We start from the raw sequence: 23734 nt of genomic DNA, 5'->3' as shown, positions 1-23734 counted from the left end.
AGATTTCTCTTTCTTGATGAATTGCAGATAGTGATACTGTACCGTCTAGTAGGTTAAGGTTCATCTCTAAATAGGTCTAAGCTCGAGAATAATTTGCTATAGATCGAGCAGTTTTAATTAGGAAATTAGGTGCCAGAATTACCAGAAGTTGAGACCACGCGACGCGGCATAGAGCCTCACGTCGACCAACAGTCCGTGACTGCCTTTGTTGTCAGAGAGCCTCGTCTGCGTTGGCCCGTACCTGCAGAGATCCCTCAATATATTCTGGATCAGCAGGTTCGCTCAGTGGCGCGTCGTGGCAAATATCTGCTGATTCGCTTTGATGAAGGGGATCTAATGATTCACCTTGGCATGTCTGGCAGTCTTCGTGTTTTACCTACAGGTACGCCGCCAGCTAAGCATGACCATGTTGATATTGAGTTTGATAATGGCAAGTTGGTGCGACTTACGGATCCTCGCCGCTTCGGTTCAGTCCTCTGGCAAGGCAAAGAATCCGCACATCCGCTGCTTTCAAAATTGGGACCGGAACCTCTCTCTGAAGCCTTTGATGTCGATTACCTTTTCAAGGCTTCGCGTAACCGTTCACTGCCTGTGAAACAGTTCATCATGACCTCAGAGGTGGTGGTGGGTGTTGGTAATATCTACGCAAACGAATCGCTATTTAAGGCAGGTATCGATCCTAGAAAACCGGCAGGCAAAATCACCAAGCAGCGCTATGCTCGCCTGGTAGATGAGATAAAAACTGTACTGGACTATGCCATCACGCGCGGTGGAACAACCCTGCGCGACTTCCTATCGAGTGATGGTAAACCTGGTTATTTTGCCCAAGAACTCTCTGTCTACGGACGCGGTGGCGAGCCCTGTAAGCAGTGTGAAAAACCACTTAAAGAGATACGAATGGGGCAGCGCACAACCGTTTTCTGTAGTGGGTGTCAGCGTTAATGAGTTGGAAGCAGGTTGTTCTATCTGAAACCCCCGAGCAGCGAGCTTTACGTGATGGGCTTGGAATCCGTGAAGATCTTAAACGGCGTGAAGTGTGGCGCTACGATGCTGCAGTAAATGTCGAAATCTATCGCTGTTCTGACGATGCACCTAACTTGCTGTTTCTAGCAGGCATAGGAACTTATGTTGAGCTCTATGCAGAGCTGGCAGTGAAACTGGTTGAGCAGGGCTTTAACGTCATCGCTGTCGATCCACCTGGGCATGGCTACAGTGCTGGGGATAAAGGACGCTATAGCGTTGAACAGTTCAGACATCAGCTCACTCATGTGATTGATCGTGTGAGTGATAGATTCATAGGTGATTGGTCAGTATTTGGTTACTCAATTGGCTCTCTCCATGCTGTATCGCTTGCTGAACATGATCCGCGAATTAAAAAAGTGGTGTGCGATACTCTTTTGCTAACTGAGGTGCCACCCGACTTTATGCACGCTTTGGGTTGGTCATGGACAAGCTTTGGCGCCCTGTGGTTCCCGGCGTCTCGAGTGCCATTGAAGAGTTTTATCGATTGGGAATCTCTTTTGGGTGATCACCCAGCAGGCCCCTACATAAACCAAGATCCCAAGATTATTTTCGACTACCCACTCGGAACGCTCTCGTCACTCTTTACTCATCGCGCTGGCATAGCGACCCATTCCTACCCCTTCGAACTCACCATACTCCAGGGCGACCAAGATGAAGTGCTATCACTTGAATACGCATACCGAGTCGCGAACTACGTAAAACAACCAATACATGTTGAAGTAATTCCCGGCGCAGGCCACATGCTGCCTTGGGATGACCCTGCGCTTCTAGCTAACAAAGTAGCTGTTGTGCTTCGGTAAACGATAGCCCCAGGGCGTTTTTAGATGGCCTATTTATGTCTCAGGCTTTCAGATTGGTTTGTCAGCTAGGCGGGGATTTGCAGGCTTAGTGGAGCTAAGTCAAAAAGACCCAACGAAGTTGATAAGGCAGTCTGGAAGACGCCGAAGGGCGTGACAATTGAAAACTGTTTTCGAAGTGAGAGTTTTGTTCGTAAGATTATCTTGAAACTAGCGTATGTCACGCTGAACCATGAATAGGTTGTCTAAAGACAACCTATAAAAAAAAGAAAGGCGAGCCAATCCGTAGCTCGCCTCTCGAGATTTGAATTCCCTGCAACCAAGTCGCTCCTGCGATGTCCCTGTGTTGCTACAAACCTCAGTGAAATCAATTCCGTGATTTCGCGTTTCCGATCCCTCGGTCCCGCTCAGTCCATGGCGTGTATTTTAATGATTTCGACGAAAGTTTCATAGAGCTCAATGTATTAAAAACATTAAATTTTAATACCGTTTTAGAATATCTTAATTACGCTGTTCAGTGCGGCCTGATTGCAGCGTCGCAACTTAACCTTGAGACAGGGTATACTTGGCCCAGTAATTTAAGTTTATGAGGTGTCACTGTGGCATTCGATCCAAGCCAGCGTATTTTCCCTTTAACGCGTATGCGTCGTATGCGTGCCAATGCATTTTCACGTGATCTGATGCGCGAGAACAATTTGACCGCCCAGGATCTTATCTACCCGATGTTTGTTATTGAGGGTGAGCAGAAGACTGAGCAGGTTGCATCAATGCCGGGAGTAACTCGCTACAGTATCGATCTGTTGGTTGAGCAGTGTGAAGAGGCCTACTCATTGGGTATTCCTGCTGTCGCACTCTTTCCTGTGACGCCCGCTTCAGCAAAATCAGAGATGGCTGAAGAGGCATACAACCCAGAGGGTTTGGCTCAGCGTGCAGTTCGCGCTATCAAAGCTAAACTGCCAGAGCTTGGTGTCATTACTGATGTTGCGTTGGATCCATTCACCACACATGGTCAGGATGGCATCATCGATGAGACAGGCTATGTATTGAACGACATTACCGTTGATGTGTTGGTAAAGCAGGCGCTGTCGCATGCAGAAGCAGGTGCTGATGTTGTCGCGCCGAGTGACATGATGGATGGTCGAATCTCAGCAATTCGTGAAGCTTTAGAAGCGCATGGGTATGTTAATACTCTAATCCTGGCCTACTCTGCCAAGTATGCAAGTGCTTACTATGGCCCATTCCGTGATGCTGTTGGATCAGCAGGAAACCTGGGTAAAGGTAATAAGTACAGCTACCAGATGGACCCAGCAAACAGTGATGAAGCACTTCATGAGGTGGCGCTGGATCTAGCTGAAGGGGCAGATATGGTGATGGTTAAGCCGGGCATGCCGTATCTTGATATTGTGCGCAGAGTTAAATCTGAGTTGCAGGTTCCTACCTACGCTTACCAAGTTAGTGGCGAGTATGCGATGCATATGGCAGCGTTTCAGAACGGATGGTTGGATGAGAACTCTGTCATGATGGAATCTCTGCTCGCGTTTAAACGTGCTGGCGCCGATGGCATCTTGACCTACTTTGCAGTTAAAGCTGCCCGTCTACTTAAAGAGCAGGCTTAGCTTCTTAGCGTGATTTAAACTCTTCAATGTTTGCCGCAAATCCCGACTGGTAGTTGGGGTAGCGGCAGACAAATCCACTCTCCCTCATCGCTCTATTCGCAACTCTCTTATTTCCGCCACGTTGAATCATCTCGTACTGTTGTGGCGTAACTTCTAATTGCTCTGCAAGCCATGAGGTCACTTCGTGAATGGGCGCTGGTTCGCCATCTGAGGCTAGGTAGAGTGGCTGCAAGGTTTCGCCTGATGCCCGCTTTGAAACTAGATGGACGATGAAACTTGCCAGGTCATCACGATGAATGCGGTTACTGAAGTGAATGGGCGCCTCAGGTGCAAGGGTGCCGCTGAGGACGCGCTTTATAAGGTGATTGCGCCCGGGACCGTAGATACCTGAGCTTCGAACGACAGAGCATTCCGGTGTTTGGGCTGCGAGTGCGAGTTCTCCCTCTAGCATTAGGGCGCCAAAAGGGTTGTTAGGTTCGGCCGGGGAGCTTTCATCAATCCAATTGCCATCATCCTGGCTGTAGACACCTGTGGAACTGACTAAAATCGCCTGGTAGCTCTGACCCACTAAGGCATCTGCTAACTGACGTGGTGCTTCCAAGTAGATTTGCCTGTAAGTGGCCTCGTCACGACTCTTAGCGGCGGCGGTGTAAATTAGAAAATCGATCGCCGGAAGGGCAGGAAGTGGATTATTTGATAACAGGTCGAAAGCTATTGGTTGTATGCTTTCTGATAGCTGGTCTATATTACGTCTAAGGCCATACACACGGTGGCCTAACTCGATTAGGCGTGTGCCGATCGCATTACCTAAGTCGCCACAGCCTGCGATGAGAATGGTTTTTTGCACGGTCAATTTAGCTCCCTCTTTGTAGGGCTAAGATTATCAGAGGTTCTATCATGACGCTCACCGAACTTCGCTATATCGTTACTCTCGCGCGTGAACAGCATTTTGGTCACGCAGCAGAACGCTGTTTTGTCAGTCAGCCAACACTCTCAATTGCCGTGAAAAAATTAGAGGATGAGTTGGGTGTGGCGCTTTTCGAACGCAGCAAGAATGCCGTGCGTGTCACGCCTATCGGAGAGAAAATTGTTCGCCAAGCGCAGCGGGTGTTGGAGCAGGCTGAAGCGATAAAGGAGTTATCACGCGAAGGCAAAGATCAGTTGGCAAGTCCGTTGCGAGTTGGCGCTATCTATACGATTGGACCTTACCTGTTTCCAAAATTGATTCCTGAGGTGCAGAAAATTGCGCCGCAGATGCCGCTCTATATCGAAGAGAATTTCACCGAAACGCTCCGTTCGAAAATACGTACCGGCGAGTTAGACGCAATAATTATTGCGCTCCCTTTCCATGAGCCTGATGTGCTGACACGTCCGCTTTACGATGAGACCTTCAGCCTCATCACCCCTAAAGCACACCCGCTCGCAAAAGCCGGCTCTGTCTCTTCACAACAGTTGAACGAGTTGGATATGTTGTTGTTGGGTGAGGGGCACTGTTTTCGTGACCAGGTATTGGAGTCTTGCCCAAGCCTCAATCAATCTTTCCATGATCAGCACCGTGTCACTGAGGGTAGCTCACTAGAGACGATACGCATGATGGTAGCATCGGGGCTTGGTACCAGCGTGCTCCCTGAGTCGGCTATTAAAAACCACCCATCAAACACCCTGGTTGAAGTGGTTCCGTTCGTTGATCCCAAGCCATCCCGGACTGTGGCTGTAGCTTGGCGCGCAAGTTTCCCGCGTCCACAAGCGATTGATGTTCTAGTTGAAGCTATCGCTAGCTGTCACAAAGAGACGGAGTGATAGACCATTAATCGCTCAACCTCATCCATCGCTGCGCGCTCTGTTGCTGACCTTAAGGGAGTTGGTGCTGCGCTGGTGAATAAGCTTGCGAAGTTGGGTATAGAGAACTACCAAGATCTCCTTTTTCATTTGCCAATGCGTTACCAAGATCGAACCCGAATCACTGCGATTGGTGCTCTGCGTCCTGGTGATGAGGTGGTGATTGAAGCGGATGTAGTTGCCGCGGATATCGTGATGGGAAGGCGCCGAAGTCTTCTTTGTCGCATACAAGATGGCACGGGCACGCTGACACTTCGTTTTTTCCATTTCAGTGCTGCGCAAAAAAGTGGGCTTAACCATTCACGCATTCGCTGCTTTGGTGAAGTGAGGCCCGGTCCTTCAGGTCTTGAGATTGTTCACCCAGAGTACAAGGTGCTTAAAGAGGGTGAGCAGGGGGCTTTAGAACAGACCCTAACGCCAATCTACCCCGCGACCGAGGGATTAACGCAACCGCGGATGCGCAGTCTGGTTAGTCAGGTTTTACAAGCTTTGGGGTCAGAACCGCTTGATGAACTATTGCCTCACTCTGAGTTAGAGCGTTTTAACTACCCACCATTAACGGATGCGATTCGTTATATTCACCAGCCGCCAGTCGGGGCAGATCAAACTGCATTGATGGAAGGTATGCATCCGGCGCAGCGTCGACTCGCGTTTGAGGAGCTGCTGGCGCACAACCTCTCTTTGCGAACCGTTCGGCAAAACCTGCAGATATTAGGGGCGCCGCAACTGAAACCCTCTGGTCGCTTGAGTCGCCCCTTTTTAGATCAGCTGCCATTCTCACTCACCGACGCGCAGCTTCGTGTGGCTAGAGAGGTGGCGCGAGATATGTCACGCCCTATTCCTATGTTGCGGTTAGTACAAGGTGATGTGGGCTCTGGTAAGACAATGATCGCTGTACTCTCGGCCCTGCAAGCTGTTGAGAATGGCTATCAAGCAGCAGTGATGGCGCCGACTGAGATCCTAGCAGAGCAGCACTTTATCAACTTTAGTGGTTGGTTAGAGCCGTTGGGTATTAAGGTCTCTTGGTTAGCGGGCAAGGTAAAGGGTAAAGCGCGCCAAGCGGTGCTTGAGGAGATCGCATCAGGGGAGGGGCAGATTGTTGTTGGTACCCACGCGCTTTTCCAGGACGAGGTCGAGTTTAAAGAGTTGGCGATGGTGGTGATAGATGAACAGCATCGATTTGGTGTCGATCAGCGTCTAACGTTACGCGAAAAGGGGCGAAAAGATGGTAAGTTGCCTCATCAGTTGATAATGACGGCCACACCGATTCCTCGTACATTGGCGATGAGCGCTTATGCTGATCTCGACTGCTCAATTATTGATGAGCTTCCGCCGGGGCGCACCCCAGTGCAAACCGTGGTGCTGGATGATGGTCGTCGTGAGCAGGTGATTGAGCGTGTTCAGCAGAACTGTTTGGGCGGATTGCAGGCCTACTGGGTATGTACACTCGTAGAGGAGTCTGAGGCCCTGCAGTGTCAGGCTGCTGAAACGACTGCGATTGAGCTACAAGAGGCGCTGCCAGATCTGCGTATTGGCTTGGTACATGGGCGCCTTAAGCCCGCCGACAAGGCCGAAGTGATGGCAAAATTCAAAGCCCATGAGCTGGATCTGCTCGTCGCAACTACCGTGATTGAGGTGGGTGTCGATGTGCCTAATGCCAGTCTAATGATTATTGAGAACCCAGAACGCCTAGGTCTTTCCCAGCTTCACCAGTTGCGTGGCCGTGTAGGTCGAGGTTCGCGAGAGAGTTTTTGCGTTCTGATGTATCATGCGCCCCTATCGCAGCAAGGGCGAGAGCGCCTGAGTGTCATGCGTGATACCAGTGATGGATTTAAAATCGCTGAACGTGACCTTGAGTTGCGTGGTCCCGGTGAGGTTTTAGGTACCCGCCAGACTGGAGTGATGAGTTTTAGAATTGCTGACCTGCAACGTGACGCAGATCTTATGGATGATGTTCAGGAGTGCGCCCAGCGCTTTGATTCGGATTCAGGTACAGCACGTCTGCTTTGTGATCGTTGGATTAATGACGCAGACCAATATGCACAGGTTTAGAGAATGCAGCCAGATTACCAACAGTTAGAGATTATTCGTGAACAGATTGGCCGTGAGCCGCGCGGTATAGCTGCGATTGCTTACCAAAACGAGAAGGGCGTGCCGCTGATTCTTCAAATGCGCTCTTTGGTTAACGATAAGCCTTTCCCTACGCTCTACTGGATGTCGAGCCGTGATTTAAGCCGTGAAATTAGCCGTATTGAAATGACTGGCTGGATCAAACGCTTTGAAGATGAGCTTCAGGAAGATGCTGCCTTACGTGAAACTTACATGGGTCAACAGCGCCGCTACATGGAGCGTCGTTGGGAGTTGATGGATCCTTCCGATAAAGCGCGAATCGATGAGCTTGGTTTTACGGCAATGTTTAACGAAGTCGGAATTGGCGGAATCGCTAACTGGGATAAGGTGCGCTGTTTGCATATGAACTATGCGTATCACCTGATTGAGCCAAGTGTGGTTGGTGAGAGACTGGATGCAGAGTTTAAGTTGAACGAGCTGGCGTTGGAGTTTTAATAAAAAAAACGCGACCATGGGTCGCGTTTTTTAATCATCTCGCAGATTAACCCTGCGCGATAAGTTTCTCGTACTTCGCCATCAACTGATCGTTAGACTCGACGTGGTCTGGGTCTTTAGGAATACAGTCAACAGGACAGACTTCAACACACTGAGGGGTGTCGTAGTGACCTACACACTCAGTACATTTCTTTGGATCGATCTCATAGATCTCGTCGCCTGGAGCGATCGCTTCGTTTGGACACTCTGGCTCACATACATCACAGTTGATGCATTCGTCAGTGATCATCAATGCCATGTTGGCTTCCTCACTTCGGGACCTCTCGTCCCATTACTGATTTGAAAAATGCTCTACTAGCGCTTTAGAGACTTCCGGATGAACAAACTTACTTACGTCACCCCCAAGGGATGCAATCTCGCGAATAAGGGTCGACGAGATGTAAGAGAGGTGTTCTGCCGGCGTCAAAAATAGGCTCTCTGCCTCTGGCGCTAACTTGCGATTCATATTCGCAAGTTGGAACTCATACTCAAAGTCCGAAACTGCACGTAGACCACGAAGGATAACGTTACAGTTTTGCTCGTTTAGAAGTTGTACTAACAGGCAGTTAAAGCCCACCACTTCGACATTCTTCAAATGCGCAAGTGATGCTTTAGTTAGTGCAACTCGCTGCTCCAAAGGGAGTAACGGGCGTTTCTTTGGACTCTCCGCCACTGCCACAACTACGGTGTCGAACAGCTTTGCAGCACGCTCAACTAAATCGATGTGACCATTTGTGATCGGGTCAAATGTGCCTGGGTAAGCGACCCTATTCATCGCAATTTCTCCTGACAGTGGCATTAAACACGCGGATCTTAGCTGAAATGCAGGTTCGCGACAAATTTTAGAGAAGTTCTTTATATTTAAAAAAGAATATTAAATATTATTTATATTCCTTTTGGGTATTAAAGATCTCTTTTATAGAGGCGGTAACTTACTTGTCCCGCCTGCTTCTCCCGGTGCAGAGACCAGTTTTCTGGTACCTGCGGCACACCTAGGGTTGATTCAGACTCAATATATACCATTGCTCCGTCGGCAAGGATTTGATTTTCCTCAAGCATTCGGCAGGTAGGCTCTAGAAATCCCTTGTTAAAGGGCGGATCTAGAAAAACTAAGTCAAAAGGGGTCGTGCCCGTGAGTGCTTTTTGGCTCAACCACTGTGCAGCATCGAGCTGAAGAACTTCAGCGTTCTGTGCTTTTAGGGTGTGTAGATTCTGTTTAAGAAACTGACAAACCTTACCTGACGCATCGATTAGCGTGGCATGAGCGGCGCCTCGTGATAGAGCCTCAAAGGATAGGGCGCCACTGCCGCTGAATAGGTCCAGACAGCGCGCGCCTGCAGTATAGCCCTGCAGCCAATTGAAGAGAGTTTCACGGACTCTGTCGGGAGTTGGGCGCAGACCTTCGCTTTCAGGAAAAGCGAGTTTTCGCGAGCGCCACTCACCGCCAATGATACGAACAAATGAGTCTATCTCTGTCTGTGACTTGCGCTGCTGCTTCGCTGGATGGTTATGTCTTGGAGCCATAGTGTCTGTTCTTCAAAATTTGGTGAGAGTTTAGCCTAATCCTGACTATCTTGGCAGGTTAACCTTGGCGCACCCTATGGTAAGATAGGCCCCACAAATTTAAGTGCTCATGTTTGAGCGTATCAAATCTTATTTTTGCTCCGTCAATATCTGTTTTTGCGGGGCTTTGGATACCGAATCTAATGGAATCACTCTACAACTGGATGCTGGCAAATGGATATGACCCAGCAACACTTCCCTACATCTTTGCAGCGATCGCATTTTTTATACTCTTGGCGATTATGTTTTACCTCAAAGGGGATAAAACTGAGCCTCAGGTTACTGAAAGTAAGATTGAAGAGTCTAAATTTGAAGAGCTTAAAGATGCATCTGACGATGGGTTGGTTAAAGAGCAGTTAGCTAAAGAGCAGCCAGGTGCCCCTGCCGTTGAAGTTGCCTCTACAGTTAAAGTTGCTGATCCGGTAGAAACAGCAGTATCGGAAGCGCCTGAGGTTGTAGAGCCTGTTGCAGTTGCGCCAGTTGTTGAAAATGCTCCTGTAGAGCCAGAGCCAGAGCCAGAGCCAGAGCCAGAGCCAGAGCCAGAGCCAGAGCCAGAGCCAGAGCCAGAGCCAGAGCCAGAGCCAGAGCCAGAGCCAGAGCCAGAGCCAGCACCGCAGGCTCCCGCTAAAAGCTTTTTCGAACGTATGCGTGAAGGGTTGGGCCGTACGAAGTCTGGCCTAACTGAGCAGATCTCATCGCTCTTCTTAGGTAACCCCGAGATCGATGATGATCTACTTGAAGAGATCGAAACGCTGCTTCTTATGGCAGATATCGGTGTTGAAGCGACCTCTGAAATTATTAAGCGTCTAACAGATCGAGTTGAGCGCAAACAGCTGAACGATGGCGCAGCACTTCAGGCAGCCCTCAAAGCTGAGCTTGCTGAGTTGTTAGAGGCTGTTGACCAACCACTTGAGATTCCAGCTGATAAGTCACCTACCGTAATTCTGATGGTTGGCGTAAATGGTGTGGGTAAGACAACTACCATCGGTAAGCTTGCCAAGCGTTACCAGAGTGAAGGTAAGTCGGTTATGTTGGCCGCGGGTGATACTTTCCGTGCGGCGGCAGTTGAGCAGCTTCAAGTGTGGGGTGAGCGCAATAACGTACCGGTTGTTGCACAGCATACCGGGGCTGACTCAGCGTCAGTGCTGTACGATGCGCTTGAGTCTGCTAAGGCTAAAGGGATTGATGTTCTGATCTCCGATACCGCAGGTCGACTACAGAATAAAGACAACTTGATGCAGGAACTGCAGAAGGTGGTTCGTGTTATGCAGAAGATCGATCCATCAGCACCGCATGAGGTGATGTTGGTTCTTGATGCCGGTACCGGCCAAAATGCGATTAGCCAAGCTAAAGAGTTTAAAGATGCTGTTGGTGTAACAGGTATCACATTAACTAAGCTTGATGGCACAGCGAAAGGCGGCATCATCTTTGCTATCGCTAAGCAGTTCGGTTTGCCAATTCGCTTTATTGGTGTTGGCGAGCAAGCGGATGACCTACGTCCATTCGAGGCAAAAGCCTTCGTTGATGCGCTTTTTGATTAATTGAGACGCAGATCATGGCAGCCATCCAATTCAACAATGTAAGCAAGCGCTATGACTCCGGTCAGGAGGCGTTGCGTGGTGTCGATTTTGAATTGGAATCGGGTGAGATGGCATTCCTAACAGGCCACTCTGGTGCAGGTAAAAGTACTCTGTTGAAACTTTTGACCCGTGTAGAGCAGCCGAGTCGGGGTGAGGTGTTGGTTGGTGATCAGAATCTATCTGAGTTGAGCCGCCGTCAAATTCCGCACTATCGTCGTACCCTGGGTGTGGTCTATCAGAACCATCGCCTACTGGAAGATCGCTCAGTTTTTCAAAACATCGCGTTGCCACTGCGTATTGCAGGCTACAACGAGGATGATATAGCGCGCCGTGTTAGAGCTGCGTTAGATCGTGTTGGGCTTTTGGAGGCTGAGGATAAAAATCCACAAGCGCTTTCTAGTGGTGAGCAGCAACGTATTGGTATCGCCCGTGCAATAGTTCACAAGCCGCGGGTACTGATTGCCGATGAGCCGACAGGTAACTTAGATCCGCGTCTATCGCTCGATATCATGCATCTTTTTGAGCAGTTCAATCGCATTGGAACCACGGTCCTAATCGCAACGCATGATGTCGCGCTGATTAAGCGTATGCGTCACCGTGTGCTGATTTTAGATAAGGGGCGCTTGCGTAATGTCTAAGAGTGAACAGCGCTCTCGCGGCGCAAGTGGCATCGTTGTTACCCCAGGACAGCGTTTGGGGCACTGGTTCAAGCAGCATCAACTAGAGAGTCGAGAGGCGCTGAGACGACTGCTATTAGCCCCGGTTTCAACCTTAGTAACTTTATTCTTACTTGCGGTAGTGCTTGCTGTGCCAACCTTCATGTATTCGCTTCTAGGTAATCTGCAGCAGCTTACCCCGGGTGCTGAGTTTGAACCCCAGTTAGCCCTCTACTTAGATCCTGCTCTAGATGTTCAGTCGGTTGACAGGTTCAGTCGTACACTATTGCTTAGAGATGATTTGGTATCTGTTGAACTCATAAGTAGTGAAACGGGTGCTGCTGAGTTTAAGGCCTTCTCTGATCTGGGTGAGTTGATCTCACTGTTGAAAGATAATCCGCTCCCGGCGGTTATCTTTGCAATACCACGTGATCAGTCACCTGAGTCGATGAAAGCTCTGCAGTCTGAGCTTGCTCAGTTGCCTGAGGTTGAGGTGGCAGAATTAGATATTGAGTGGCTCGAGCGTTTGGGCACGATCATCAACTCCTTTGCCAATATCAGTTTGGTGCTTGCATTGTTGCTGGCGCTAACTGTCCTGTTGGTTGTGACAAATACGATTAGAACCCTAATCAGTGCCCGCCAAGAGGAGATTGAGGTCAGTCTTTTAATCGGTGCAACGCACGCTTGGGTAAGGCGCCCGTTTCTATATACAGGCCTGCTCTACGGATTTTTTGGCGCCCTGTTGGGGTTGTGTTTGGTCTACTTCTCGTTGGCGCTTGTCGAGTCGCCCTTGAGCGATCTAACAGCACTCTATGTAGGGCGATTTGATCTCAAAGGCCCGGAATTAGGGTTGTTGGGATTGTTGATTGGTGGCGGTTCAGCTTTAGGCTGGATCGGTGCATATATCGCAGTGTCACGCCAAATGGGGCAATTGCACAGCGATACCTGATGATCCAAAGCGCAAGGAGTTGCGTTTATTGGCGAGTCTGGTATCTTTTTTGATCCGATATTGATCTATATTAGTATTTTCTAATGAACTTTTTGGTCTATATTGGGTCTAACGAAGTAGAAATCGTTAAGTTGAATTTGAGGTTTAAAACGAGATATGGGCACTAGCTTGCAAATAGTTGAACATCTGACACCGGGGCGTGATCTCGACGCTTACGTGCAGAATGTGAGTACTATCCCTATCCTCACTCCAGAGGAAGAGAGGGAGCTAGCAGAGCGTCTGCATTTTGAGCAGGACCTTGAGGCGGCACGTCTACTTGTCATGTCGCATCTGCGCTTTGTTGTTCACATTGCACGTAGCTACAAGGGTTACGGTCTGCCACTGGGCGATCTAATCCAAGAGGGTAACGTTGGTTTGATGAAAGCGGTTAAACGTTTTGATCCTACCATGGGTGTCCGTCTGGTGAGTTTCGCAGTGCATTGGATCAAAGCTGAGATGCATGAGTTCATTCTGCGTAACTGGCGTATCGTTAAAGTGGCTACCACTAAGGCGCAGCGTAAGTTGTTCTTTAACCTGCGCTCGCAGAAGAAGAGCCTAGGGTGGATGAACAATGATGAGGTCGAGGCGATCGCTTCTGATCTTGGTGTTGATGCTGCGGTTGTTCGTCAGATGGAAGGCCGTATGGCGGCAACTGATCTCGCATTTGATGCCCCAGCAGATGACGATGGTGAAGAGTCGTCTATCGTTGCGCCATCGCTGTATCTTGAAGACCACTCTGCAGACCCAGCATTGATGCTAGAGAATGCAGATTGGGAAGATAACTCACAGCGTCAATTGGCTGATGCGATGAGCGAGTTAGATGAGCGTAGCCGCGATATCCTTGCACAGCGCTGGCTTGTTGATGAGAAAGCGACCCTGCACGAACTTGCAGCAAAATATGAGGTCTCTGCAGAGCGTATTCGTCAGCTTGAAAAGAACGCGATGAAAAAGATTAAAAATGCACTCATGGTTATCTAGTGCATTTAAGACCTGAAAAAAGCCGCTTTTGCGGCTTTTTTTTATGGATAGAGCCATAATAGGGTCTGTTTCGAATTAGAGATAAAAATGCATAGCAGATTACTTTTGCAGTTAGGTGCTATTTTAGCGATGTTTTCGGTGATTTTTGGCGCATTTGGCGCCCATATCATTAAAGATGTCGTCACAGCAGATCGCTTCTCTACCTATCAAACCGCTGTTGAATACCAGTTTTGGCATGCACTTGGTCTGCTAGCTGTTGCACTGGCGGGTAGCAGGATGGAGAAGGGTCGCTGGTATTTGGCAGGGCTACTCCTCTTTATCGGCACACTGATCTTCAGTGGTAGTTTATACCTGTTGGTATACACAGGTATTAGTTGGTTGGGTGCAGTTACCCCAATTGGCGGAACATTAATGATTATTGGCTGGGCGCTTTTTGCCTGGTCGCTTCGTCACTTTAAATAGTGACTGCTTTAGGAAATAGAACATGAGTGAAACCCAAGATAACCGTCCTCGTCGCACCATTCGTAGTTTTGTTGTGCGTGCAGGAAGGATGACCGAAGGCCAAGAGCGTGCCATGAAAGAGAACTGGCCTATCTATGGCCTGGAGCTTGCAGATGGCATGGTGGACTTCAAAACCCTGTTTGGCGATGACCGCCCAGTTGTTTTGGAGATCGGTTTTGGTATGGGGGCGTCACTGGTTGAGATGGCTCGTCGCGCTCCAGAGAAAGGATTTGTTGGTATCGAGGTACATCCACCGGGCGTAGGTCGCCTGTTGGCTGATGCCCGAGCAGATGGTATCGAAAACATCCGCGTCTACTGTGAAGATGCGATTGAGGTACTTGCGCAGTGTGTGCCGGATAGTTCGCTTGCTGGTGTACAGCTCTTCTTCCCAGACCCTTGGCATAAGAAAAAGCACAATAAGCGTCGTATCGTTCAGCCAGAGTTTGCCCAGACCATTCGTCAGAAGTTGGCAATTGGCGGCGTCTTCCATATGGCAACTGATTGGGAACCCTACTCAGAACATATGATGGAGGTTATGTCTGCCGCAGAGGGTTACAAGAACCAAGCGGGCGAGGGACAGTTCTCACCACAGCCAGACTTCCGACCAGTCACCAAATTCCAGAAACGCGGTGAGAACCTTGGTCATGGTGTTTGGGATCTGATGTTTGAGCGAGTAAGCTAAAATGGATAACCAGCCAAACAATCCGCTGCACGGCGTGAAGCTTGCAGATGTTGTTGAGAAGCTAGTCGAGCACTATGGTTGGGATGAACTTGGCGATCGAATCGATATCAACTGTTTTCAGATTGATCCATCGGTTAAGTCGTCGCTCAAATTTTTACGAAAACAACAGTGGGCGCGCGATAAGGTAGAGCAACTCTATATCGACACCTTTTGTAATTAATTCCTAAGGGGAAAGTATGAAATTATTAGTGCGTAACCTTGATCGCAACACCACCGAAGCTGAACTATTAGAGCTATTCCAAGGCTATGGCATGGTTCAGTCTTGTACTTTGGTGATGGATGCAGTGACCGGCGGTTCGAAAGGTTTTGGTTTTGTTGAAATGCCAAAGTCGGGCGAAGCTAAAGCAGCCATGAAGAGCCTTAACGACACGCTAGTAGGTCGTAACAACATCCGTGTTAAAAAGGCTGAAGATAAGCCGAGCTAAACTCAAGTTACTAAAAGAATAGGAGAGACAATGACGACCCTTTTAATCGCAGTATTTACTTCGCTAATTAGTGTTTGGTTTCTCGTATTCCTATTCAGTAACTTGTTGTTTAAGAAAAAAGAGTCACCCAAACGGGAGCTCTTTGCCCTGCCTTTAGCTTGGATGGTTGCATCGATCGCCGGCGGCTATATGAATGCAACATCGGGCGTGCCTCGCTTTGATGTCTCCCTGCTGCAGTATGGAATTGGCGCCTTTCTGTTGTTGATCTATTACATCTCGGCAGCGTTTGCGAAAAAGCGCCTTACTGATAAATAGTTTCGAGATAAGTAGCTACAAACAGAAGAGAACGGGAAGAGATAGATGGCAGTCACCATTAACGAAACCTCATGGCCACAACTGCAACGCTTGCGCTTTATAGAGCGTCAGTTGCTCTGGGAGCGTGAGGTGACAGCTGCCATGCTGGTTGGAGCCTTTGGTATTACGCGCCCCGAAGCGCAAGATGCGATCTACACCTACCGTGAGTTTGCTCCTGAGAATCTTCGACCTTACGCTGCAAATGACCGCTCCTATAAGCCAAGTCCTGTCTTTAAACCGCGCTTAATTCCTGATTCTGCTGATTCCTTGATTACCATTGCGCGCCTTTCGACACCGGTAAACCCTGACTTCCATTCAGTGCCAGTGTTGAGTCGTTCAACGGCGCCGGGTGCTTTGGCTACGATTCTTTCTGCGATTGAGAACCGTAGTCGTATAGAGGCGGTCTATGTCTCTATGCAGAACCCAACAGGTGCAACGCGTACCATTACCCCTTGCGCTATTATCAGTGCCAGCAACCGTCTTCATGTGCGTGCATACTGCTGGGACCGCAAAGCTTATCGCGATTTCGTTCTAAGTCGCTTCCGAGGCACCTTGACGCTGCAAGGTGGTGGCGGTGAAGAGCTCCCAGCTGACAGTGCATGGGAAGAGAGCGTCTATATCCGTTTGGTTGTAAACGATGCCTTGAGTGACGCACAGCAGCAGTTGGTGCGTGAAGATTTCGATCTGGTGCAACTTGCGGCGTTTGAGATACGAAAGGCGCTCGTAGGTTACTTCTTGCAAGCTAACCTTTTGCCAACCAGCGAAGCGGAGTTGCGGGAAGCGACAACGCATCCGGAGCGCTTCCCTGTTATGGCTGTGACAAACTTAGGGGAGTCTGTCGTCCACCTCGGTTTTTAACGATAGCTGTACTACAGTTTAGGCCTGAATACAGGTCTGATCTTGCTCGCCTAGCCCTTCAATACCAATCTCTACTCGATCCCCTGCCTTCAGGTAGCTGGGTGGTTTCTGTCCCATACCAACACCAGGTGGAGTGCCCGTTAGAATCACATCGCCAGGCTCTAATGTCATGAAGTTGCTAAGATATGCAACGATTTGGCGGACATTGAACACCATCGTGCTGGTATTTCCGTTCTGTAAGGTTTCGCCATTGATGCGCGTCCAGAGCTTTAGGTTTTGTGGATCTGGTATCTCATCTTTGGTGACGAGGTACGGACCAAGTGGTGCAAACGAGTCGTGTGACTTGCCCTTATCCCAAGTACCAAGTCGTTCAAGTTGGAAAGCACGCTCGGAAAGATCATTGCCGGTGCAGTAGCCAGCAATCACAGAGTCGACCTCATCTTCCGAGATATATTTGGCACGTGATCCAATCACCACGCCAAGCTCAACTTCCCAGTCACACTTTTCTGATGTTCGGGGAATCTCTATAGAGTCGTTTGGACCACAGACCGCGCTGGTCGCCTTCATAAACACAACTGGTTCGGTCGGCAAATCCATACCCGCTTCTGCAGCGTGATCCGAGTAATTAAGGCCGATGCAGATAACCTTGCCAGGTTTTGCAACGCAAGCGCCGATTCGGGACTTTGCATCTAATTCGGGGAGTGAGGTTAAATCCGTTGCGGCCAGTATAGCCAGCGAATCAGGAGCGAGCGCTACCCCATCAACATCGTTAATGATGGAAGAGAGATCTCGTATCTTTCTATTTGAATCCAAAGCTGCAGGTTTCTCGGAACCTCGCGGACCAACTCGAAGCAAGCGCATAAATACCTCCAATAGTGATGTTGTTACTTAACTACGCGCATCTGAATGGGTCAACAGTTTCTTATGTACTCTTCTAGTGTAGCTTGCTGATGGTCATCTAACCGAAGGCCTTGCTTAGTTCTTCGCCACAATACATCCTCAGCTTTATAGGCCCATTCATACTTAATTAGATAGTCCACTTCGCAGGCATAAAGGGTGCCGCCAAAGTGAAGTCCCATTTGTTCTATTGTTTGTATTCCCATCAGAATTTGGTGTGAAAGTGTACCGTATGTGCGGACATATCTTTTGCGTACCTCTTTCGGTAGCCAAGGATATAAGCGCTCAAGATCACTGTTTAGTGACTGATGATCCTTAAAGTTTCCTCCTGGTAACGTTGCAGATTTAGTCCACGCAGAGCCAGCTCCAGAAAAATGCTTGCAGATAGAATTTGTTGCTGCTTCGGCCAGCTTGCGGTAAGTAGTAATTTTGCCGCCAAAGATCGATAGTAGTGGTGCTGCTCCGTCGGAAGCATCTAATTCAAAACTATAATCTCTTGAGGCTTTTTGTGCCGAACCACCCTCTTCATCCATAAGCGGGCGGACACCAGAATAGCTCCAGACCATATCTTCTTCGCTTAATTGTTTTTTGAAGTGGGTATTTACGACGCCTATAAGGTAATCAATCTCATCTTTGGAAATTTTCGCGGCCTTGGGGTCGCCTTGGTAGTCCACATCCGTTGTACCAATAAGTGAGTAGTCCTCTTCGTATGGGATCACAAATACAATACGGTTATCTTCGTTCTGGAGAATGTAGGCGTTATCGTGGTCAAAAATTTTGGGTACAACAATATGACTTCCTTTGACCATTCTGATTTCACGCGGTGCCTGGGATTGCATGGCATTATTAAATAGGCTGCTAACCCAAGGACCAGCTGCGTTGACCATTGCTTTGGCGAAAAGTGTTCGTGTGGTGCCGTTGATTTGGTCGAGTAGCTCGACTTCCCAGAGCCCGTCGGCTCGCTTCGCGTTGATCACCTTGGTGCGAGGTAGAACGGCTGCCCCATGCTGTTGAGCGGCTTGGGCGCAGAGAATTACTAGTCGCGCATCGTCGACCCAGCCATCAGAGTATTTGAAGCCCCTCGTAATTTCAGATTTGAGATCCGAGTCTTGGTCAAACCGAAAACCCTCTGAAGCTCGTAAAGTCTCGCGTTTAGCGAGGTTGTCATACAGAAAGAGTCCGATTCGTATCATCCACGCAGGCCTTAGATGTGGTCGGTGCGGCAGTATAAAGCGCAAAGGCCACATAATATGCGGAGAGTTGCGGAGTAAGGACTCCCGCTCTGCTAGTGCCTCTTTGACTAATCGGAATTCATAGTGCTCCAGGTAGCGCAAGCCGCCGTGTATAAGCTTGCTTGAGTTGGATGACGTTGCCGCGCCTAGATCATCCATGTCGATTAGTGCGACTTTTAATCCACGGCCGGCTGCGTCCATTGCAATGCCTGCGCCGTTCACGCCTGCGCCAATAACTGCGACGTCATAATATTCTGGGGACTTTGAGGATAGATTCATAGCTTCGCTAATGTAAGTTTTAATATAAAACGAACATTAACGAATATTATTGATCAAATAAAGTGAAAAATTACGCCGTAATTAATTCAACACCATTTGATTCCAGTAGTTCGGCGAACTCTTCTGAGGGACGTGTGTCGGTGTAAAGTGCATCTAGGCTACTAACGTGTCCTAGTCGCACCATGGCATTGCGTCCGAACTTGCTGATATCAGCACAAAGAATAACCTTGCGAGCATTCTCCATGATCGCCTGAGAGACTCGTACTTCGCGGTAGTCGAAGTCTAGTAGGGTGCCATCCTCTTGAATGCCACTGACTCCGATAATCGCATAATCGGTCTGGAACTGGCGGATAAGATCTACTGTAGCCTCACCAATGATTCCCCCATCGCGTGCGCGTACCTCGCCGCCTGCAACTATAATTCGGTAGTCGTCTCGTTCAGACAAAGTTGCTGCTACGTGGAGGTTGTTTGTGATCACGCTGAGGTTTTTACGCTGTAGGAGTTCGCGTGCTACCGCTTCTGTAGTAGTGCCGATATTGATGAAGATAGACGCGCCGTCAGGAATATCTTGTATTAAGCGAGCCGCAATGCGCTCTTTAGCTTTCGAACCATAATTCACGCGTGTGGAGTACGAAGTGTTCTCAGTGGAAGACTCCAATGGGCCTGCACCACCATGGTGGCGAGAGATTAGGTTCCGTTCTGCCATCTGATTTAGATCGCGGCGAATAGTTTGTGGGGTGACGTCTAAGGTCTCTACGAGTTCGTCGATGCTTACAAAACCTTGGTTCTCTACGAGCTCAATAATGTGGTCGTGACGCTGGTGTTGGCGCATATGCTCTGTCTCATTTTTTCACACTTTGCCCAGAATACTCGAATTTCTGTTCGAATTCAGCCTAGATTCCCGCTCTTGTGTTCGTATTTTAAATAATTCAAAAATAAATAGATTTAAATTGTTCGTTTATTTTCTATTGAATCGTATGTGGAGCTTTGAGAATATCAGGAGATAAATCGAATAAGAGTGGAGGCGTTCCGTGGCAGATTACATATTGGCGATTGATCAGGGTACGACTTCAAGTCGAGCAATTGTTTTCGACTCAATGTTAAAACCTGTAGCAACAGGGCAGCAGGAGTTTGAGCAGATCTTTCCTAAGTCGGGGTGGGTAGAGCACAAACCTGAGGAGATTTGGTCATCTACTCTTGCGGTATGTGGGTCTGCTATTAATAAGGCTGGGATTAACCCGTCGCAAATAACAGCTATAGGTATTACAAACCAGCGCGAAACAACCCTGGTTTGGGATAAAAACACTGGAGAACCCGTCTATAACGCGATCGTCTGGCAAGATCGACGAACAGCAGATTTCTGTGAATCGCTTAAAATAGAGGGGCATGAACCTCTCTTTACGGAGCGAACTGGTTTATTACTAGATCCATATTTCTCTGGCACAAAAGTAAACTGGATCCTCAGCAATGTAGACGGCGCTCGTGAGCGGGCTGAGCGTGGAGAGCTGCTGTTCGGTACAGTGGATACCTATCTGATATGGATGCTTACGGGCGGGGATTCCTTTGTAACAGATGCCACTAACGCGTCGCGCACTCTGATGTACAACATTCGCGAGGGTCGCTGGGATCAGGAGTTGCTTGATCTGCTCGGTGTACCTATGTCTATGCTGCCAGAGGTCAAAGACTGTGCTGCTGACTTTGGTGTTACTCGTAAAGAGTTATTCGATGGGCATGCATTACCAATATACGGTGTTGCCGGGGATCAACAGGCTGCAACAGTCGGGCAGGCCTGCTTTGAACCCGGTATGTTCAAATCTACCTATGGCACAGGCTGTTTCGCTCTATTAAATACCGGTGATCAATGTGTGCGATCGCGTAATAGGCTCTTATCTACCATTGCTTACCAGCTGGATGGCAAGCCTACCTATGCACTTGAAGGTTCCATTTTTATTGCCGGTGCGGTTGTCCAATGGTTGCGTGATGGTTTGCAGATAATTCGAAGTGCCAGTGAGACTGAAGCACTGGCGAGCAGAGCAAATCCCGAGAATCGCGTTTACCTTGTGCCTGCGTTTACAGGTTTGGGAGCGCCTTATTGGGATAGTGAGTGTCGTGGCGCTATTTTTGGATTAACTCGTGATACTGGCTTTGCTGATTTAGCTCGTGCGGCGCTGCGATCAGTTGGCTATCAAACTCGTGATCTCTATGAAGCAATGCGTTCTGACTGGGAGGAGAGTAGTGGCGAATCTGCCAATGCAGTGATGCGTATTGATGGTGGTATGGTTGCCAATGATTGGATGGCACAATCCTTAGCCGACATTCTCCAAGCCCCGGTTGACCGCCCTCAGGTTATCGAGACCACAGCAGTAGGTGTTGCTTGGTTAGCGGGTTACAGAGCAGGAATTTATCCTGCGCAACAGCAGTTTTCACAAATCTGGGCTCTAGAGCGGCATTTCGAACCGCTAATGAGTTCGCAGGATGCTGACGAACGTTATGCTGGATGGTTGGACGCGGTTGGGCGGGTTTTAACCAAGGTTTAAAGTTGAGGTGGGAAATACCGCTACTCGGTATTTCCCACAATGTGCGTTAGGCGCTCTCTTTAAAAGCGATCGAAGCAAGAATGCGGCGATCTCCTTCAAATGGTTGGCGTGCGTGCAGTACGGTGTGGTTGTTGATCCACATGACGTCGCCTTTTTCCCATTTGAAGTTGACACACTTCTCGTCCATGGCGTTAACCAATTGAGCCATAGCCTCTGCGTCTAAAGTGTCCCCATTCGCAGTAAGTACTGCGGTTTCGCCCTTGTTACGACTATCGTTCCAGCCTGTGTAGACAGCCGCTAAAGAGTTGAAGAACACCTTGCGGCCGGTCTCAGAGTCTTCGCGTATAGCTGGGAGTACATTGGTATAAGTTTTACAATCACCATTGTCCATCCACTCCCAATCCATACCCGCTTCACGCATCACTCGCTCCGCTTCTTCACGGGTTTGAACCTGGAAGGTGTCTTTCCAAGAGCGTCCAATAGCTGAACTAGTGTCAGTAATTTCTGGCATCACTCGAATGTAACGTACACCCTGTTCGGCAACCTTGTTTGCGAATTCAGGATTTATCTCGAAGAAAGTGTCACAGATTTCAGCTGAGTGCAGAATGGAAGTTGCTCCACCCACAGGCGAAGGTATATCGCAGTAGAAAAAGATATATCCCGGAGGGGTTGGAACTTGAGCCATCTCATGATGAAACGGAATTTTCTCACTGGCTGGAGATTCATTCGCCGTCACAATGCGCGAGGCCGTTACCTGTGTGCGAGGAGCGGCACCGCCGATATACGGCATGTTTTCGTAATCGGTGTTGTCTAGCATACGCTCAAAGGCGTCCGAACTAGAAACAGGAAACCCGCGTAGCAACAGGGCTCCGTGTTTTATCAAAAGCTTGTGAAGATCCGCTTTATTTTCTTTTATCCATTTCAGAGTAGCCTCTTCGCTATTACTTACATCAGCATTTGGCGGTGTAATTAGCAGAGGGAAGTCGAGTCCGTCGACTTGTTTCTGTTCTGCTAGTTTCGAAATTTGAATACTCATGACCACTTACCTCTATTATTTTATATATCAATAGTGAATGAATTTACGCACAGTACATAATATGTTCGTTTTTGTAAATGATTAGTGAATGAATTTTCGCTATTGATAACTTAATCCGTTTTCAATGATCTCTATAGCACGGCCGGTCCGTGCCGATTCTTGGGCTGCAAGACCAAGAACAACCGCCTTTAAACCATCTTCGATTGTTACATCAACTTTGTTGCCTTCTGTGATCGCCTTGTAGAAGCCAAGGTGCTGATAGAAGGTTGATCCGTTGTGATCACCTGCTTCAAGAAGGGTTTCATCCACAGGAATATCCAGTTCAATTGGTCCTTTTGGATTCCGCGGACTGATGACAACCTTGGGTATAGGTGCTGGTCCAAGTGTATCTGTAGGCCAGAATCGACCTGGGCCAGGGACAAAGCATTCTAGCTTCGCTTTGGGGCCAATCGCACAGATCTCCTCTTGGTAGCGTGATCCCTCGGCAAACATGTTCAGGTCGAGGGAAGCGCGCTTGCCATTAGCAAAATCGACAATGACGTATGCGTTGTCGATGATATCGGGCATTTCTCCTGAGTAGCTCTCATTTAGATGGTTCGCATCTTGCCCTGTGGATGCGTACACACGAACCGCTTCCGACTCCACAATAAGACGCATCAAGTCAAAAAAGTGGCAGCACTTTTCAACGAGTGTTCCGCCGGTTTGACGATTAAAACGGTTCCAGTCGTTTACCTTTTCAAGGAACGGGAAGCGATGTTCGCGGATGGATAGCATCTTCATATCGCCAAGGTCCCCGCTACTAATTTGTTGACGGAATTTGGCTACTGGCGGCATATACCGATACTCCATCGCTACCCAAACTGGGGCGGGATGTTTGCTGGCTGCAGCATGCACTTTGACGGCTTGTTCGAGAGAAGTAACCACCGGCTTCTCGACCAGTATAGGTAGTTCAGTACGTTCAAATAGTGTCAGCAGTTGGTCGGCGTGTTGGTAGTTGGGGGTAACAATAACGAGTGCGTCAATTTTGATATCGCTCTGCAGCATCTCTTCTAAAGAGTCAAAGGTAGCTGCACCGGGGGCAAGGGCTAGACTGCGCTCGCGCATCTGTGGGTTGGGTTCGATTATTGCCACGACCTGCGCACCATCGATTAATGCTAAATTGCGGATGTGTTCTTGGCCCATCATTCCTGAACCAAGTAATCCGTATCTTACTAGCTTGCTCATGAGTT

26 protein-coding genes are annotated in these 23734 nt (G+C 48.8%); 17 read left to right on the top strand and 9 right to left on the bottom strand.

Going from position 1 to position 23734, the window contains the following annotated elements; all coding sequences use genetic code 11:
• Positions 1–129 precede the first annotated feature (129 nt).
• The 3 genes from mutM to hemB all read left to right on the top strand — a co-directional run bounded on the left by mutM (position 130) and on the right by hemB (position 3436).
• Complete coding sequence (gene mutM, locus HH196_RS08690) at positions 130–942, top strand: bifunctional DNA-formamidopyrimidine glycosylase/DNA-(apurinic or apyrimidinic site) lyase (protein WP_169451730.1); 813 nt, start codon at positions 130–132, stop codon at positions 940–942.
• On the top strand, positions 942–1823 hold the full coding sequence (locus HH196_RS08685; protein WP_169451729.1) for an alpha/beta fold hydrolase: 882 nt from the start codon (positions 942–944) through the stop codon (positions 1821–1823). Before mutM ends, HH196_RS08685 begins: the two co-directional genes overlap by 1 nt.
• Before the next feature lie 596 nt (positions 1824–2419).
• Positions 2420–3436, top strand: coding sequence for a porphobilinogen synthase (gene hemB, locus HH196_RS08680; protein ID WP_169451728.1), 1017 nt, complete (start codon positions 2420–2422; stop codon positions 3434–3436).
• A gap of 4 nt (positions 3437–3440) precedes the next feature.
• Here the strand turns inward: hemB and HH196_RS08675 are convergent, their stop codons facing one another.
• The gene (locus HH196_RS08675) at positions 3441–4283 is read right to left on the bottom strand and encodes an SDR family oxidoreductase (RefSeq protein WP_248276923.1); all 843 of its coding nucleotides are present in this window, start codon (positions 4281–4283) and stop codon (positions 3441–3443) included.
• A 50-nt stretch (positions 4284–4333) separates the two neighbouring features.
• Here HH196_RS08675 and HH196_RS08670 point away from each other — a divergent pair, with 50 nt between their 5' ends.
• From HH196_RS08670 to HH196_RS08660, 3 genes are all read left to right on the top strand, one after another.
• A complete protein-coding gene (locus tag HH196_RS08670) occupies positions 4334–5236 on the top strand; it encodes a hydrogen peroxide-inducible genes activator (protein ID WP_169451726.1) in 903 nt (300 codons plus the stop codon).
• A 75-nt stretch (positions 5237–5311) separates the two neighbouring features.
• Positions 5312–7327, top strand: coding sequence for an ATP-dependent DNA helicase RecG (gene recG, locus HH196_RS08665; RefSeq protein ID WP_248276843.1), 2016 nt, complete (start codon positions 5312–5314; stop codon positions 7325–7327).
• Between the two features lie 3 nt (positions 7328–7330).
• The gene (locus tag HH196_RS08660) at positions 7331–7840 is read left to right on the top strand and encodes a DUF501 domain-containing protein (protein WP_169451725.1); all 510 of its coding nucleotides are present in this window, start codon (positions 7331–7333) and stop codon (positions 7838–7840) included.
• Between the two features lie 46 nt (positions 7841–7886).
• Here the strand turns inward: HH196_RS08660 and HH196_RS08655 are convergent, their stop codons facing one another.
• From HH196_RS08655 to rsmD, 3 genes are all read right to left on the bottom strand, one after another.
• Complete coding sequence (locus tag HH196_RS08655) at positions 7887–8138, bottom strand: YfhL family 4Fe-4S dicluster ferredoxin (protein ID WP_169451724.1); 252 nt, start codon at positions 8136–8138, stop codon at positions 7887–7889.
• Between the two features lie 33 nt (positions 8139–8171).
• Positions 8172–8654, bottom strand: a complete 483-nt coding sequence (gene coaD, locus HH196_RS08650; RefSeq protein WP_169451723.1) for a pantetheine-phosphate adenylyltransferase — start codon at positions 8652–8654, stop codon at positions 8172–8174.
• Positions 8655–8782: 128 nt separating this feature from the next.
• A complete protein-coding gene (rsmD, locus tag HH196_RS08645) occupies positions 8783–9403 on the bottom strand; it encodes a 16S rRNA (guanine(966)-N(2))-methyltransferase RsmD (protein WP_169451722.1) in 621 nt (206 codons plus the stop codon).
• 281 nt (positions 9404–9684) lie between these two features.
• Here rsmD and ftsY point away from each other — a divergent pair, with 281 nt between their 5' ends.
• From ftsY to HH196_RS08595, 10 genes are all read left to right on the top strand, one after another.
• Positions 9685–10983, top strand: coding sequence for a signal recognition particle-docking protein FtsY (ftsY, locus tag HH196_RS08640; protein ID WP_169452365.1), 1299 nt, complete (start codon positions 9685–9687; stop codon positions 10981–10983).
• Positions 10984–10997: 14 nt separating this feature from the next.
• Positions 10998–11660 (top strand): cell division ATP-binding protein FtsE, encoded by a 663-nt coding sequence (gene ftsE, locus HH196_RS08635; protein WP_169451721.1) that lies wholly within the window; start codon positions 10998–11000, stop codon positions 11658–11660.
• Positions 11653–12627, top strand: a complete 975-nt coding sequence (gene ftsX / locus HH196_RS08630) for a permease-like cell division protein FtsX (protein WP_169451720.1) — start codon at positions 11653–11655, stop codon at positions 12625–12627. The genes ftsE and ftsX overlap by 8 nt, the downstream gene beginning before the upstream one ends.
• A gap of 156 nt (positions 12628–12783) precedes the next feature.
• Entirely contained in the window at positions 12784–13644 is an 861-nt protein-coding gene (gene rpoH / locus HH196_RS08625; protein WP_169451719.1) for an RNA polymerase sigma factor RpoH, read from the top strand.
• An 87-nt stretch (positions 13645–13731) separates the two neighbouring features.
• Positions 13732–14106, top strand: a complete 375-nt coding sequence (locus HH196_RS08620; protein WP_211160774.1) for a DUF423 domain-containing protein — start codon at positions 13732–13734, stop codon at positions 14104–14106.
• Positions 14107–14128: 22 nt separating this feature from the next.
• Complete coding sequence (gene trmB / locus HH196_RS08615) at positions 14129–14827, top strand: tRNA (guanosine(46)-N7)-methyltransferase TrmB (protein ID WP_169451718.1); 699 nt, start codon at positions 14129–14131, stop codon at positions 14825–14827.
• 1 nt (position 14828) lies between these two features.
• Positions 14829–15047: a VF530 family DNA-binding protein gene (locus HH196_RS08610; protein ID WP_169451717.1), complete on the top strand. Its 219-nt coding sequence runs from the start codon at positions 14829–14831 to the stop codon at positions 15045–15047.
• A gap of 16 nt (positions 15048–15063) precedes the next feature.
• The gene (locus HH196_RS08605) at positions 15064–15312 is read left to right on the top strand and encodes an RNA-binding protein (RefSeq protein WP_169451716.1); all 249 of its coding nucleotides are present in this window, start codon (positions 15064–15066) and stop codon (positions 15310–15312) included.
• Positions 15313–15342: 30 nt separating this feature from the next.
• Positions 15343–15627: a hypothetical protein gene (locus HH196_RS08600; protein ID WP_169451715.1), complete on the top strand. Its 285-nt coding sequence runs from the start codon at positions 15343–15345 to the stop codon at positions 15625–15627.
• 45 nt (positions 15628–15672) lie between these two features.
• Positions 15673–16524, top strand: a complete 852-nt coding sequence (locus HH196_RS08595) for a WYL domain-containing protein (protein WP_169451714.1) — start codon at positions 15673–15675, stop codon at positions 16522–16524.
• An 18-nt stretch (positions 16525–16542) separates the two neighbouring features.
• Here the strand turns inward: HH196_RS08595 and HH196_RS08590 are convergent, their stop codons facing one another.
• The 3 genes from HH196_RS08590 to HH196_RS08580 form a co-directional block, all read right to left on the bottom strand.
• Positions 16543–17385: a fumarylacetoacetate hydrolase family protein gene (locus tag HH196_RS08590; protein WP_169451713.1), complete on the bottom strand. Its 843-nt coding sequence runs from the start codon at positions 17383–17385 to the stop codon at positions 16543–16545.
• 50 nt (positions 17386–17435) lie between these two features.
• Positions 17436–18932: a glycerol-3-phosphate dehydrogenase gene (gene glpD / locus HH196_RS08585; RefSeq protein WP_169451712.1), complete on the bottom strand. Its 1497-nt coding sequence runs from the start codon at positions 18930–18932 to the stop codon at positions 17436–17438.
• Positions 18933–19002: 70 nt separating this feature from the next.
• Positions 19003–19764, bottom strand: a complete 762-nt coding sequence (locus HH196_RS08580; protein ID WP_169451711.1) for a DeoR/GlpR family transcriptional regulator — start codon at positions 19762–19764, stop codon at positions 19003–19005.
• Positions 19765–19963: 199 nt separating this feature from the next.
• Between HH196_RS08580 and glpK the strand changes: the two genes are divergently transcribed.
• A complete protein-coding gene (gene glpK / locus HH196_RS08575) occupies positions 19964–21469 on the top strand; it encodes a glycerol kinase GlpK (RefSeq protein ID WP_169451710.1) in 1506 nt (501 codons plus the stop codon).
• A gap of 46 nt (positions 21470–21515) precedes the next feature.
• On the opposite strand, the gene HH196_RS08570 is transcribed toward glpK, so the two are convergent.
• Together HH196_RS08570 and HH196_RS08565 are read right to left on the bottom strand one after the other, a co-directional pair.
• On the bottom strand, positions 21516–22505 hold the full coding sequence (locus tag HH196_RS08570; RefSeq protein ID WP_169451709.1) for a TauD/TfdA family dioxygenase: 990 nt from the start codon (positions 22503–22505) through the stop codon (positions 21516–21518).
• A 99-nt stretch (positions 22506–22604) separates the two neighbouring features.
• On the bottom strand, positions 22605–23729 hold the full coding sequence (locus HH196_RS08565) for a Gfo/Idh/MocA family protein (protein ID WP_169451708.1): 1125 nt from the start codon (positions 23727–23729) through the stop codon (positions 22605–22607).
• Between the last annotated feature and the right edge of the window lie 5 nt (positions 23730–23734).

It is taken from the genome of Marinobacterium sp. LSUCC0821 (assembly GCF_012848475.1).
GTDB lineage: Bacteria > Pseudomonadota > Gammaproteobacteria > Pseudomonadales > Balneatricaceae > Marinobacterium_E.
The sequence above is the reverse complement of the archived record's forward strand: the minus strand, read 5'-3'. Positions and strand labels throughout refer to the sequence as shown.